Source organism: Roseateles sp. (genome assembly GCF_965229315.1).
GTDB lineage: Bacteria > Pseudomonadota > Gammaproteobacteria > Burkholderiales > Burkholderiaceae_C > Pelomonas.
In genome coordinates this window covers 495,119-508,132 of sequence record NZ_CBDDJA010000001.1, presented here as the reverse complement: position 1 = coordinate 508,132, position 13,014 = coordinate 495,119, and the positions used below count along the sequence as shown (strand labels likewise).

The window sequence follows — 13,014 nt, the reverse complement described above, 5'->3', positions numbered from 1 at the left end:
GGATGCTAGCCGTTGCAGGCGGCGCCGGGCTGTCGGGCGGCTGCCTTTTCGCGGCCGGGTCCTAGACAAAATTGGGGGGCTGTCCGCCGTCAGCCTTGCACTGGCGTGAAATCTGTCTCTGCCACGGTGCGCTGGGCGTGCGGCGGCAGGTCTTCCTCGCGCAGGCCCAGGTAGATGGGCTCGCCGTTGCGGCGGTGGATGTTGATCTTGGCGTTGTAGACGCGGTGGATCAGGCCGTGCTTGTCGGCCATGTGGTACTCGCTGATGCCCCACCGGCCGGCCGCGTCCTGCCGCCCGGTCAGGTAGCAGGCGATCTCGTCGACCTCGGAGCCGGCCAGCTTCAGGCCGTTGAGGCTGCGCAGCGGCGCGCGCGTGCGCTCGACGAAGTCCAGGCTGTCGATGCGCACGTCCTCGCCGGTGGTTTCGTCGTGCATCAGCGTGTTGAACTTGCCCACCAGGATCTGGCCTGGCTGGGCATGGTCGATCATGCGCGCCAGTTCGATGGTGACCTGCCCGACCAAATAGCTGAACGACGTCGGGTTCAGCCCCTCGGACTGGTAGAACTCGTAATGCGAGCCGACGTGGAAGCAGGCGCGCAGGCGCGGCACGGACTCCGGGCGCGTGGCGCGTTCGCGCGCCAGCGCGTTGTCGGCCAGGATGAACTGCAAGAGCTGGTACAGCTCGACGTTGGCCTCCACGCCGCGCATGCGGTTCCAGATGTAGAAGCCGTCGCCGGTGGTGGTGCGCGCGAAGTTGATGTTGATCTCGCGGTCCAGCAGCTTGGCGTAGGCCGCATTGACGGAGCAGGACAGGCTGTTGAGCTGCACGACCTGCTGCAGCGGCGACAGCAGCGAGAAGCCGACCGCGTCGAACAGGATGACGGCGCGGTCTTCCACCAGGCGGATGCCGTAGCGCGCCGTGATGGCGGCGATCAGCGGCAGGCCCAGGCCGTGCTCGGGCAGGAAGGGCAGCTGGATGAACTTGGGCGCGATGTCCAGCGCCGCACTGACGGCATCGAAGGCCTGCGCATCCAGGTGTTCCTGGTTGGACAACATCTTGTCCAGCAGGCGCGCGCGGCGCGTCAACTCGGCGGGCGCGAGGGTGCCGTCGCCGAGTGAAAACTCCGACAGCATCTGGTGCGGCGCGACGATCACGCGCAGGCCGCGCGGCTCGGGCGTCCAGGCGAAGACGAGGTTGTCGCCCAGGTTCCACAGCGCGTAGAGCGCCTGGTCGAGCACGATGATGTTGTCGCGAAGCTGGGTTTCGCTCATGCCTGCCGGCGCGGGGTAGGCCATGAAGCCATCCAGCCAGGACCGGCGTTTGCGCAGCTCTTCTTTCACAGGCGGGCTCCCTATCAGAAGCCCGGATTGTCTTTCAGTCCGGCGTTCTTGGCTGGTGCCAAGCCGACTCGTCGGCGCAGCGCGGGCCGGTGGCCTGCTGCGCCGGCGGGTCGGCTCGGTCGGGATGGGTCATTTGCGGCATCGGCATGCGGGGCTCAGACGCGGCGGGCAGCGGTAGCGGCGGTGGCGAGGTTCTGCTGGCGCAGCAGCGTCGCTTCGCTGAGGCCGTTGACGACGACGCGCGGCAGCTGGGCCACGTCGCGGATGGCGTAACCGGTGACCACGACGCGCGGCAGCTGGTTGACTTGGGTTGCGGCCTTGCCGGTCACGACGACGCGGGGCAGCTTGACGACATCGTGCGCAGCGGCATTGGCGGCGAAGGTGGTGAACGCGAAGGCGGCGACGGCGGCGGCTTGGATCAGGGTGGTGGTGTTCATGATGCGTCCTCTGGGGTGTTCGATCAGCGGAATTGCTGTGTCGATGCAAGCAGTTTCGTCACCGGCCCGGCGCGCCGCCAGCGCACTGCGATGAACCGCCAGACGCAGGCCGCGAGCTGCATGCGGCCACGATGAACCGTCAGTCCCTGGGCGTCCGAGCATGTCCCCACGGGCGCTCCGGTGCGTTCGGCATGACGGCGGCCTATCATGGCCGGTTCGACTGTGAAAACTGCCATGGCTCTCCCGGATCTGCCCGTCATCCCCGAATCCAGATTCATCCGCGTGCGCGGCGCGCGCACGCACAACCTGAAGAACATCGACGTCGACCTGCCGCGGCATGCGCTGGTGGTCATCACGGGCTTGTCCGGCTCCGGCAAGTCGTCGCTCGCCTTCGACACGCTCTATGCCGAAGGGCAGCGGCGCTACGTCGAGAGCCTGTCCAGCTATGCGCGCCAGTTCCTCCAGCTGATGGACAAGCCGGACGTGGACGTCATCGAGGGCCTGTCGCCCGCCATCTCCATCGAGCAGAAGGCCACCAGCCACAACCCGCGCTCCACGGTCGGCACGGTCACCGAGATCCACGACTACCTGCGCCTGCTGTACGCCCGCGCCGGCACGCCGTTCTGCCCGGACCACCACCTGCCACTGGAGGCGCAGTCCGTCAGCCAGATGGTGGACGCCGTGCTGGCCATGCCGGACGAGAGCAAGCTGATGCTGCTGGCGCCGGTCGTGCGTGACCGCAAGGGCGAGTTCGTCGAGCTGTTCCAGGAGCTGCAGGCGCAGGGCTATGTGCGCTTCCGGGTGGACGGGGCGACCGTCGAGGCCCCGGACATCCCGGCGCTGAAGAAGACCGAGAAGCACGACATCGACGTCGTCATCGACCGCATCAAGCTGCGCCACGACGCCGCGGACAGCCTGCGCCAGCGGCTCGCGGAGAGCTTCGAGGCGGCGCTGCGCCAGGCCGAAGGCCGCGCGCTGGTGCTGGACATGGCATCCGGTGCGACGACGCTGTTCTCCAGCAAGTTCGCCTGCCCGGTCTGCTCCTACTCGCTGCCGGAGCTGGAGCCGCGCCTGTTCTCGTTCAACTCGCCGGTGGGCGCCTGCCCGAGCTGCGAGGGCCTGGGCCAGGTGACGGTGTTCGACGCCGACCGCGTCGTCGCCTTCCCGACGTTGTCGCTGGCCAGCGGCGCCGTCAAGGGCTGGGACCGCCGCAACCCCTACACCTTCTCGCTGCTGGAAGCGGTGGCGGCGCACTACAAGTTCGACGTCGAGGCGCCCTGGGAGAGCCTGCCGGCCGCGGCCCGGCAGGTGCTGCTGAACGGCTCGGGCGAGGAGGACATCGCCTTCGTCTACCAGGCCGAGACGGCGGCCGGCAAGAAACGCTCGGTCAAGCGACAGCACCCCTTCGAAGGCATCCTGCCCAACCTGCAGCGGCGCTTCAAGGAGACCGACTCGGCCGCCGTGCGCGAGGACCTGGCGCGCTACATGGCCGCCAAGCCCTGCACGGCCTGCGAGGGCTCCCGCCTGCGCCGCGAGGCCCGGCATGTGGTGCTGCAGCCGGCCGACGCGCCCGAGGGCTTCAAGGGGCGGCCGATCTACGAGGTGGAGCACTCGACGCTGCGCGAATGCCTGGACTACTTCGAGGGCCTGAAGCTCAAGGGCAACAAGGCCGACATCGGCGACAAGGTCATCCGCGAGATCTCGTCACGGTTGCGCTTCCTGAACGACGTGGGCCTGAACTACCTGAGCCTGGACCGCAGCGCCGACACGCTGTCCGGCGGCGAGGCGCAGCGCATTCGCCTCGCATCGCAGATCGGCTCGGGCCTGACCGGCGTGATGTACGTGCTGGACGAGCCCAGCATCGGCCTGCACCAGCGCGACAACGACCGCCTCATCGCCACGCTGCGCCGCCTGCGCGACCTGGGCAACTCGGTGCTGGTGGTGGAGCATGACGAGGACGCCATCCGCGCGGCCGACTGGGTGTTGGACCTGGGTCCCGGCGCCGGCGTGCACGGCGGCCGCATCATGTCGCAGGGCACGCCGGCGCAGGTGGCGGCCGACCCGAACTCGCTGACCGGCCGCTACCTCAGCGGCGCGGCGCGCATCGAGGTGCCCAAGTCGCGCCACCAGGCGCCGAACGGCGGCGTGCTGCGCATCGTCAACGCCCGCGGCAACAACCTCAAGGGTGTGACGGTGGAGATCCCGGTCGGCGTGCTGACCTGCGTGACCGGCGTGTCTGGCTCGGGCAAGAGCACGCTGGTCAACGACACGCTCTATGCGGCCGTCGCCAAGAAGCTCTACAGCAGCCATGCCGACCCGGCGCCGTATGACGAGATCGAGGGCCTGGACGCGTTCGACAAGGTCATCAACGTCGACCAGTCGCCCATCGGCCGTACGCCGCGCTCCAACCCGGCGACGTACACCGGCCTGTTCACGCCCATCCGCGAGCTGTTCGCCGAGATGAACACCGCCCGCGAGCGGGGCTACGGCGCCGGTCGCTTCAGCTTCAACGTCGCCGGCGGCCGCTGCGAAGCCTGCCAGGGCGACGGCGTGCTGAAGGTGGAGATGCACTTCCTGCCGGACGTCTACGTGCCCTGCGACGTCTGCTTCGGCAAGCGCTACAACCGCGAGACGCTGGAGGTGCTCTACAAGGGCAAGAACATCACCGACGTGCTGAACATGACGGTGGAGGACGCCTTCACGCTGTTCAACGCCGTGCCGGCGCTGGCGCGCAAGCTGCAGACGCTGCTGGACGTGGGCCTGGGTTATGTGAAGCTGGGCCAGAGCGCGACCACGCTGTCGGGCGGCGAGGCGCAGCGCGTCAAGCTGGCGCTGGAGCTGTCCAAGCGCGACACGGGCCGCACGCTCTACATCCTGGACGAGCCGACCACCGGCCTGCACTTCGCCGACATCGCGCTGCTGCTCAAGGTGCTGCACCAACTGCGCGACGCCGGCAACACCATCGTCGTCATCGAGCACAACCTGGACGTCATCAAGACGGCCGACTGGCTCGTCGACATGGGCCCGGAAGGCGGCGCCGGCGGCGGCCGGCTGCTGGTGGCCGGCACGCCGGAGGATGTGGCGGCCTGCGAGGCCAGCCACACGGGGCGTTACCTGGCGCCCCTGCTGCGCCGCGCGCGGTAGATCACGGCCAGCAGGCCGGCGGCCAGCATCGCCCAGGTGCCGGGCTCCGGCACGGCGGGCGTGGTGCTGTCCAGCGGTGGATCGATGCTGTCGGTGGGGCGCGTCGTGCCGGGCGGCAGGGCCGGGATGCCGATGCCGCCCACGCCCGGGCTGCCCGCGCCGCCTGCGCCGCCTGCGCCGCCTGCGCCGCCTTGGAACCCGGTGCCCGGCGCGTTGCCGCCGGCCAGGCTGAAGCCGCCACCGTCGGCGGGCGCGCTGTCCAGCGTCGGCAGGCCGGACTTGCCGGCAAAGCTGTCCGGCGCCGCGGCGGCCATCGGGCCGGCGGCAGGGGCTTCGAATTCCAGCGGCGTGGCGTCGTCGCCCTCGCGGGTCGACGACGCGACGTTGGCCGCCTGGGCCGGGGCGGTGGCGGCGGGCGCCAGCCGGCGGATGCGGCTGACGTTGCGGCAGACGGTGGGCACCAGGATGCACTGGCCGTCCTCGCAGTAGACGAGGCCGCGCTCCTGCATCTGCGCCGTCCACTTCGCCCGCGTGACCGTGCGGCAGACCGAGCCGGCGCCGAAATGCATGTCGCGGATCTCCGGCGCGTAGCTGGCCTTGCCGTGGATGCTGTCGCGCTCGATGACGGCGATGTCGTCGTAGCTGCGCGTCTGCATGCGGGCCTTGAGCTTCGCGCGGGTGGCCGCGGGGATGTCCTGGTAGCGATCCACGGCCGCCACCAGGTCGCCCATGAACGGGTCGACGCCGGGCCGGTCCCAGTTGCACTGGGGCAGCGTGGCGCCGGCCGAGGCGGCGAGGGCGAACGTGGCGATCAAGGACATGGGACCTGCAAGCGGACGCGCCCGACGCAGGACGCATGACCTGAATGTTAGGGATGCATAGGGGTTACTCCGCGTTGAAACCCCGCAATGAGGGGGTGCCCCGGGGGTGAGATAAATCACGGAAGCGGCGGGGAAGCGGCGAGGAACGGCGCGTCGCCATCATTTGCCCGGCGGTGTCGGCAATGCTGCTATCGTGCCGGCCGCTCCCCCGCCTGCCTTGCTTCCCATGCCCGACCGTGCCGCGCCGCTGGTGCTTTACGTCGAAGACGACCGCATCCACCTGATCCTCATGGAAGAGGTGTTCCGCCTGTTGCCGGGCTGGGCGCTGCGCTGCGCCGAGACCGGCACCGAAGCGCTGGCGGCGCTGGCCGAGTGCCAGCCGGCGCTGGTGCTGGTGGACATGAACCTGCCCGACATGACCGGCCTGGCGCTGCGCGAGCGCGTCGTCGCGGATGCCGGCCTGGCGGCCTCGCTTCAGGGCACGCGCTGGGTGGCGCTGTCGGCCGACGACCCGGGCGCCGTCGTGCGCGCCGCGAGGGCGGCCGGCTTCGACGACTACTGGCTCAAGCCCATCGACGTCCCGCGCCTGCAGACCGCGCTGCAGCGCCTGCTCGGTTGACGCCGCCGCGCCGACGGCACGCGCAACGCGCCAAAGAAAAAGCCCGGCATGGCCGGGCTTCGATCGCATGCAGGCCGCTTGCGCGGCACCGCATCACTTCAGGTGGCTGTTGATCAGCTTGGTCATCTCGAACATGTCGGCCTTGGCCTTGCCGAAGATTTCCTTCAGCTTGGCGTCGGCAACGATGACGCGCTTTTGCAGCTCGTCCTGCAGCTTGTTCTTCTTGATGTACTCCCAGACCTTCTTGGTCACGTCGGTGCGCGGCAGCGGGGCTGCGCCGACGATGGCCGCGAGTGCGGCGCTGGGGGTCAGGGCCTTCATGAAGGCGGCGTTTGGCGTGCGCTTCTTGGCGGGTGCTGCCGCCTTCTTCGCAGGCGCCGCCTTCTTCGCGGGCGCGGCCTTCTTGGCCGGCGTCGCTGCCTTCTTCGCAGGCGCTGCCGCCTTCTTCGCCGGTGCGGCGGCCTTCTTTGCCGGTGCCGCCGCTTTCTTCGCGGGCGCGGCCTTCTTCGCAGTTGCCATGTCGATTCTCTCCATCAAAGGTTGTTGATGTGCCGGGCCCGGGTGAAGGCCGCGTAAGCCTTCATTTCTCTCTAGCACCCTGCGGCGGCGATGGTACTGCGCTCCCCAGGGGAAGAGAAGGCTTTCATAGAGGGAATCACCCGCAAAGGCCCATGAAATCGGGCCGCGCAGGCCTCGCATGTCGCAAGGCCGCATCATTCCTGGGTTTTGCGCTGCTTGTCCTACGCCACGTCGTCGCCTTCGGGCGCGCGCTTGGCGCCGCTGAACATCGCGGCCACGAGGTTCTCGCGGTGGCGCCAGCTCGTGACGACGACGCCGCCGAGATGGCCCACGACGAGGGTCGCGATGCCCCAGGCCAGCCAGGCGTGCAGGTCCGACAACCACTCGTAGCCCCACAGCCAGTCGGTCGTGTAGAGCCAGCCGCTGAGGGACAGCGCAGCGGCCGTGGCCCACAGCGCCAGCACCATCCAGCCGCCCAGCGGGTTGTGGCCGAGGTAGCGCGGCTCGCGGCCGGCGCGCATCGCGCGGGCATAGGCCAGCACCGCACGCGGGCTGCGCACGAACTGCGCGAGGCGGGCATAACGAGCGGCTGTGCCGCGGGTGAAGCCCCAGAGCAGCCGCAGCACCACCGCCGCGGCGGCCACGTAGCCGGCGGTGTGGTGCACGGCGTCGAAGTCGCGGGGCGGCCAGTGGCCGCTGATCCAGCAGGTGGCGATCGCTGCGGCCAGCGTCCAGTGCAGGACGCGCACCAGCGCGTCCCAGACGCGTATGCGCACCGCTTACTTCGCGGCGGTTTCGGGCTGTTCGCCCTCGGGGTAGATGCGTTCGAAGGTCTTGGGGTTGAAGAAGGCCTCGGCCTTCTTGCCGGTGCCGTCGAAGCCGTAGACCTCGTAGCAGCCGTTGTAGTTCTGGACCTTGCGGACCTTCCAGCCTTCGCCTTCGAGCTTCTTCTGCAGTTCCATCTGTGGCTTCTTCTCTTCCTTGGCAACGGCGGGGCAGGACACGTTGCCGTGCGCGAAGGCGCTGGAGGCGACAACAGCGAGGGCGGCGGTGAGGAGGAGGCGTTTCATCGGGAGGTCCTTTCGGCGGAGGGGGTGCCGGGCCAGAGCAGCGCCGGGCCGGCGTCGGCGAGAGTCTTGCAGCCGGACAGCGCCATGGCGATCTCCAGCTCGTCGCGCAGCAGCCGCAGCGCATGGGCCACGCCCAAAGCGCCGCTGGCCGCCAGCGCGTGCACGTAGGGGCGGCCCAGCAGCACGGCGTCGGCGCCCAGCGCGATGGCCTTGAGCACGTCGGTGCCGCGGCGGATGCCGCCGTCGACCAGCAGCGGCACGTCGGGGCCCAGCGCGGCGCGCAGTGGCGGCAGCAGTTCGGTGGTGGGCGGCAGCGTGTCGAGCGCGCGGCCGCCGTGGTTGGAGACGACGAAGCCGGTGACGCCGCGGGCCAGCGCTTCGCGGGCGTCGTCCGCGTGCGTGAGGCCCTTGAGCAGCAGCGGCAGCGGGCTTTGCGCGCGCAGCCAGTCGATCTCGCGCCAGGTGGCGGCGCGCGGCATCAGGCCGTCGAAGAGGGCGCTCTGGCCGGGCTGCAGGTTCAGCGGCTTCTTCAGGCCGCCGAGGTTCACGGCGCGGATGTCGTCGGGCAGCTTGAAGCCGATGCGGCGCTCGCGGTCGCGCGCGCCGTGCACGGGCGCGTCCACGGTCAGCACCAGCGCCTGGAAGCCGGCGGCTTCGATGCGGCGCAGCAGCGCCCGCATGAAGTCGCGGTCGTCGCGCCAGTAGAGCTGGAACCACAGCGGGCCGGCGGTCGGGTCGGCCCGCATCGGCGCGGCCACTTCTTCCATCGGCACGCTGGCCTGCGCGCTGAGCAGCACGCCAGCGCCCTGCGCGGCCGCGGCGTGCGCTATTGCCGTCTCGCCATCGGCATGGAACAGCCGCTGGTAGGCGATGGGCGCCAGCAGGATGGGGTGCAGCAGCTCGCGGCCCAGCAGCGTCACACGCGTGTGGCCGCCGGCCAGGTCGCGCAGCACGCGCGGCTGCAGGCGGAGGGCGTCCCAGGCGGCGCGGTTGGCGCGCAGCGTGTGTTCGTCGGCCGCGCCGCCGTTGAGATAGGCCCAGGCGGCGTCGCTGACGCGGGCCTTGGCCGGCGCTTCGAAGTCGGCCAGGTTGACGAGGCCGTCGGGCAGCTTCTCGATGAGCGGTTGGCTCACGTGTCTGCCCACATGCGCAGGAGGTTGTGATACGTCCCGGTCAGCTGCACCAGCTCGGCCGTCTCGCCCAGTTCGCCGCGCAGTTGCATCAGGCTCATGTCCATCTCGTAGAGCAGCCGGCGCTGCTCGTCGGCGCGCACCATGCTCTCGATCCAGAAGAAGCTGGCCAGCCGTTCGCCGCGCGTGACCGGCTCGACGCGGTGCACGCTGGTGCCGGGGTAGACGACCAGGGCGCCCGCGGCGAGCTTGACGCGCTGTTCGCCGAACGTGGTGGCGATGACCAGTTCGCCGCCGTCGTAGTCGCCGGGGTCGTTCAGGAACAGCGTGCAGGAGATGTCGGTGCGCACGCGTTGAGTGCCCCCGGGGAGGTAGCGCACCGCCTGGTCGACATGGCTGCCGTAGGCATTGCTCGCGCCGGCGTAGCGGTTGAACAGCGGCGGCAGCACGCGCTTGGGCAGTGTGGCGGAGAAGAACAGCGGATGCTTCTCCAGCGCCTGCAGCACCAGCGCCTGCAGCTCGCGGTGCTGCTCGCTGCCGGGCTGCAACTGCTCGTTGTTCTTGACCTGCGCGGCCTGGCGGCCGGCGGTCGTGCGGCCGTCGGCCCACGGGGCCGTGGCCAGCAGCTCGCGGGCCCTCGCCAGGCCAGCCGCATCCAGAACGTCTTCGATCTTCAGCAGCATGGTGGGCGAGGGGATTCCGTCAGAACTTGTAGGTGCCGGTGAGCGTGGTCACGCGGCCCGTGCCCGGCACGTAGAAGGACGTGTAGAGCTGGTCAGCATAGAGCTTGTTGGCGACGTTGCTGACGTAGAGCTTGAAGCTCAGCTGATCGGGCACCACGGCGTACTCGGCCATCACGTCGGCCGTGACGAACTTGGGCGCGATGACACCGACCGGGTTGCGGATGGGCGTCTGGCTGCTGCGGGCGTTCAGGCCGGCGCCCAGGCGCAGCTGCGGCAGCACCTGGTAGGCCGTCCACAGGCTGCCGGAGTAGCGCGGCGACAGCGAGGGGCGCGAGCCCTGCACCTCGCCGGTGTTGGCGCTGGAGATGTCGATCTTGGCCACCGGCATCCAGGTGAAGTTGCCGAACACCTCCCACTCGGGCGTGATGCGGCCGACGATGTCGAAGTCCAGGCCGGCGGCGTGGCGCTTGCCCGACAGCGTCACCAGGTTGGTGATCAGCGGGTCGGTGTTGCGCTCGTGCAGCTTGGTGTTGCGGAAGGCGCCGGCCCGCAGGCTGAGCTTGCCGTCGGCGCTGTCCCACTTGGCGCCCAGCTCGACGTTGACGGACTTCTCGGGCGGGATGTCCTGGTTGGCCGCGCTCAGCGAGTAGGCGTCGCCCGAGGTGTTGAAGGACGTGGCGCCCATCAGGTGGAAGGACCATTGCTCGTTGGGCTGGAACAGCACGGCGGCGCGCTGGCTCCATTCCGACACCTTCATCTTGTAGCGGGTCGTCGTCACCGGCGTCAGCGCGCCGGTCGGCACGGTGTACTGCTCGTAGTCGCCCTTGAGGCTGTCATAGCGCAGCCCGGCCAGCAGCTTCCACATCGGCGCGACCTGGATCATGTCCTGCAGGTAGCCGCCGTAGGCCTTGGAGGTGTAGGCGTTGTTGTCACGGTAGCTGCGCAGGCTCTCGTCGATGCTGGCGCCGTCGTACGGCGTGCCGACCGTGGTGTTGGGGCGCGCCGGCACGACGCCGCCCTGCGCGGCCGTGACCTGGGCAAAGACCTGCTTCTTCTCGTTGGCGAAGTCGACGCCGGTCTGCAGGGTGTGCTCCAAGCCCAGCGCCTTGAAGCGCGTGCTCAGGTCGCTCTGGGCCGTCACCGTCTGCATGTCCTGCTTCTTGGGCTGGAAGCCGCGCGTGATGACGGTGGCAGGGCTGAGGTTGTCCAGCGTGACGGCCTGGCCGCCCGGCTGCTGCGCCGCGGCGGCGAAGTTCCACAGCGTGGCGCGCTGGTCGCGCGAGTAGTTGGCGGCGCGCACCCGGGTCACCAGCTCCGTGTCCTTGGAGAAGCGGTGGGTGTGCGTGAGCATGCCGTAATAGGCCGTGCCCTTGTTGAAGTCGCTGGCCAGGCCGTAGTAGGCGTCCGGGTCCATCTTGGTGTTCAGCGAACCGGCCACGGGGTCGGCAGCGTTCTGCCTGATCCAGCGCACGCCGTAGTTCATGCCGTTGTCGTTCTGCAGGCCGTAGACCGTGATGCCGAACTCATCGGTCTCGTCGATGCCGAAGCGGTAGCTGGCGCCGATGCCGCGCTTGTCGATCTTGGAGCCGGCGCCGTTGCTGTCGGCGGTGTTGGTCATGGCGCTGACGCGGAATGCGGCGTTTTCGCCCGTGCGCTTGTTCAGGTCGACGATGGCGCGCAGCGCGCCGTGGCTGCCCATGGACACGTCGATCTGGTTCTGGTCGGCCAGTTGCGCCTGCTTGGTCACCTGGTTGACCGCGCCGCCCGTGGAGCCGCGGCCGAACAGCAGCGAGGCCGAGCCGCGCAGCAGCTCGATCTTGTCGAGGAAGAAGGTGTCGCGGTCGTAGAACGCCGGGTCGCGCATGCCGTCGATGAAGATGTCACCGGTGCTCTGCAGCGAGATGCCGTGGATCTTGATGTCTTCCTCGCCGCCCTCGGCGGCCTGGAAGGTGATGCCCGAGGTGTTCTTCAGCACTTCCTTGACGTTGCTGAAGTTGCGGTCGTCCATGACCTTCTCGGTGATGACCGTCAGCGATTGCGGGATGTCGCGGATGTCCTGCTTGCCCTTGCCGATGCGCGTCTCGGTCGCCTGGTAGTCGTCCTTGCCCTGCTTCTCGGCGCTGGCCCGGGCGCGCACGACGGGCAGCACGTTGTCGCCTTGTGCGGGAGGCGTTGGCGCCGGTGCGGTCTGGGCCAGCGCGGCCGAGGCCAGGCCGAAGCCGGCCGCCAGCGCGCCAAGAGGCAGGATGGGCAGCCGTGCGGCGGTCGATGTGTTCTTGTTGCGGGACATGGAGCTCTCCGATGGATCGTGAATGGGCATGGCTTTGCCCACGGCGGCGTCACGCGCCACCCACGGCATGGCTGGTTATGGAACGGGAAGGGCGGTCAGCGGTCGACTTCGTAGGACATCGGCGTGATGACCTCCCACTCGACGGGCTGGCCGTTGTCGGTTTGCGGCACGAAGCGGGCACTGCGCATGTCCTGCAGCGCCTGCTCGTCCAGGCGTGCGAAGCCGGACGACTTCGCCAGCGTGATCTCGCGCGGCATGCCGCGCACGTCCACGACGACGCGCAGGTGGACGATGCCGGACTCGCGCAGCCGCTTGGACATCAGCGGCACCGTCATGCGCGGCTCCTTCAGGTAGCGCACCGCGCTGGCGGGCACCTGCTTGAGGGCGGGCACCGGCGGCGGCACGACCGCCGGGGCCACCACCGGCGCCGCCTGCACGGTGGCGGGCGCGGGTGTCGGCGGGGGCGGCGGCAGCGCTGCGACGACGGCCGCCGGCGCGGGTGTGGCCACGACCGCGATGATCGGGGGCTCGATGAAGGTCGGTGCCGGTGCCTGCAACTGCGGCATCGCCACGGGCGTCGGCGGCAGCGGCCGCGGCGGCTCGGCCGGGGCGATCAGGCGCACCACCACGGGCGCGATGCGCGCCACTGTGCGGCGCACGTCATGCATCTGGCTCAGGCCCCACAGCACCAGCACATGCAGCGCGACGACGCCGGCCGCCAGCAGGCGCTGGCGGCTCGCACCGGCCGACGTCTCGACAAAGCTCGGCCGCGGCTGCGCGCGTGCCGCGGCAGGCCGGGCAGGCGCGGCGGTCGGTGCAGGGGCGACAAAGGCGAGGGCGGGCTTCACGGGCAAGGCGGTGCTGCAGCAGTTCAGAGGAAAATACTAACACGAATGCGAACGATTCCTATTTGATGAGGGACCGATGCGGCCATGGCGCCACACCGGGGCGGGCGCCCGCC

The 13,014-nt window shown here is 69.7% G+C and carries 12 protein-coding genes; 2 read left to right on the top strand and 10 right to left on the bottom strand.

What is annotated here, in order from left to right:
* Positions 1 to 89: 89 nt before the first annotated feature.
* Together ACO07H_RS02355 and ACO07H_RS02350 are read right to left on the bottom strand one after the other, a co-directional pair.
* Positions 90 to 1,340: a hypothetical protein gene (locus tag ACO07H_RS02355; protein ID WP_422010718.1), complete on the bottom strand. Its 1,251-nt coding sequence runs from the start codon at positions 1,338 to 1,340 to the stop codon at positions 90 to 92.
* 155 nt (positions 1,341 to 1,495) lie between these two features.
* Entirely contained in the window at positions 1,496 to 1,777 is a 282-nt protein-coding gene (locus ACO07H_RS02350; RefSeq protein WP_422010716.1) for a hypothetical protein, read from the bottom strand.
* Positions 1,778 to 2,011: 234 nt separating this feature from the next.
* Here ACO07H_RS02350 and uvrA point away from each other — a divergent pair, with 234 nt between their 5' ends.
* Positions 2,012 to 4,921: an excinuclease ABC subunit UvrA gene (gene uvrA / locus ACO07H_RS02345; protein ID WP_422010714.1), complete on the top strand. Its 2,910-nt coding sequence runs from the start codon at positions 2,012 to 2,014 to the stop codon at positions 4,919 to 4,921.
* Here the strand turns inward: uvrA and ACO07H_RS02340 are convergent.
* On the bottom strand, positions 4,888 to 5,742 hold the full coding sequence (locus ACO07H_RS02340) for an MHFG family PEP-CTERM protein (protein ID WP_422010712.1): 855 nt from the start codon (positions 5,740 to 5,742) through the stop codon (positions 4,888 to 4,890). The genes uvrA and ACO07H_RS02340 overlap by 34 nt on opposite strands.
* 226 nt (positions 5,743 to 5,968) lie before the next feature.
* Between ACO07H_RS02340 and ACO07H_RS02335 the strand changes: the two genes are divergently transcribed.
* Entirely contained in the window at positions 5,969 to 6,361 is a 393-nt protein-coding gene (locus tag ACO07H_RS02335; RefSeq protein ID WP_422010710.1) for a response regulator, read from the top strand.
* 93 nt (positions 6,362 to 6,454) lie between these two features.
* Here ACO07H_RS02335 and ACO07H_RS02330 read toward each other — a convergent pair whose 3' ends face one another.
* The 7 genes from ACO07H_RS02330 to ACO07H_RS02300 all read right to left on the bottom strand — a co-directional run bounded on the left by ACO07H_RS02330 (position 6,455) and on the right by ACO07H_RS02300 (position 12,901).
* The gene (locus tag ACO07H_RS02330; RefSeq protein ID WP_422010708.1) at positions 6,455 to 6,880 is read right to left on the bottom strand and encodes an SWIB/MDM2 domain-containing protein; all 426 of its coding nucleotides are present in this window, start codon (positions 6,878 to 6,880) and stop codon (positions 6,455 to 6,457) included.
* Between the two features lie 221 nt (positions 6,881 to 7,101).
* Entirely contained in the window at positions 7,102 to 7,656 is a 555-nt protein-coding gene (locus ACO07H_RS02325; RefSeq protein ID WP_422010706.1) for a cytochrome b/b6 domain-containing protein, read from the bottom strand.
* Positions 7,657 to 7,659: 3 nt separating this feature from the next.
* Complete coding sequence (locus tag ACO07H_RS02320; protein ID WP_422010704.1) at positions 7,660 to 7,950, bottom strand: PepSY domain-containing protein; 291 nt, start codon at positions 7,948 to 7,950, stop codon at positions 7,660 to 7,662.
* Positions 7,947 to 9,083: an alpha-hydroxy acid oxidase gene (locus ACO07H_RS02315; protein ID WP_422010702.1), complete on the bottom strand. Its 1,137-nt coding sequence runs from the start codon at positions 9,081 to 9,083 to the stop codon at positions 7,947 to 7,949. The genes ACO07H_RS02320 and ACO07H_RS02315 overlap by 4 nt, the downstream gene beginning before the upstream one ends.
* Positions 9,080 to 9,763: a Fe2+-dependent dioxygenase gene (locus ACO07H_RS02310; RefSeq protein ID WP_422010700.1), complete on the bottom strand. Its 684-nt coding sequence runs from the start codon at positions 9,761 to 9,763 to the stop codon at positions 9,080 to 9,082. The genes ACO07H_RS02315 and ACO07H_RS02310 overlap by 4 nt, the downstream gene beginning before the upstream one ends.
* A 19-nt stretch (positions 9,764 to 9,782) precedes the next feature.
* Positions 9,783 to 12,053 (bottom strand): TonB-dependent receptor, encoded by a 2,271-nt coding sequence (locus ACO07H_RS02305; RefSeq protein ID WP_422010698.1) that lies wholly within the window; start codon positions 12,051 to 12,053, stop codon positions 9,783 to 9,785.
* Between the two features lie 95 nt (positions 12,054 to 12,148).
* On the bottom strand, positions 12,149 to 12,901 hold the full coding sequence (locus ACO07H_RS02300; RefSeq protein ID WP_422010696.1) for an energy transducer TonB: 753 nt from the start codon (positions 12,899 to 12,901) through the stop codon (positions 12,149 to 12,151).
* Between the last annotated feature and the right edge of the window lie 113 nt (positions 12,902 to 13,014).

Excerpts from the sequence above, each read along its gene's own strand:
- ACO07H_RS02310 (WP_422010700.1), bottom strand. The coding sequence starts at position 9,763 with ATGCTGCTGAAGATCGAAGACGTTCTGGATGCGGCTGGCCTGGCGAGG.
- uvrA (WP_422010714.1), top strand. The coding sequence starts at position 2,012 with ATGGCTCTCCCGGATCTGCCCGTCATCCCCGAATCCAGATTCATCCGC.
- ACO07H_RS02320 (WP_422010704.1), bottom strand. The coding sequence starts at position 7,950 with ATGAAACGCCTCCTCCTCACCGCCGCCCTCGCTGTTGTCGCCTCCAGC.
- ACO07H_RS02350 (WP_422010716.1), bottom strand. The coding sequence starts at position 1,777 with ATGAACACCACCACCCTGATCCAAGCCGCCGCCGTCGCCGCCTTCGCG.
- ACO07H_RS02335 (WP_422010710.1), top strand. The coding sequence starts at position 5,969 with ATGCCCGACCGTGCCGCGCCGCTGGTGCTTTACGTCGAAGACGACCGC.
- ACO07H_RS02305 (WP_422010698.1), bottom strand. The coding sequence starts at position 12,053 with ATGTCCCGCAACAAGAACACATCGACCGCCGCACGGCTGCCCATCCTG.
- ACO07H_RS02340 (WP_422010712.1), bottom strand. The coding sequence starts at position 5,742 with ATGTCCTTGATCGCCACGTTCGCCCTCGCCGCCTCGGCCGGCGCCACG.
- ACO07H_RS02330 (WP_422010708.1), bottom strand. The coding sequence starts at position 6,880 with ATGGCAACTGCGAAGAAGGCCGCGCCCGCGAAGAAAGCGGCGGCACCG.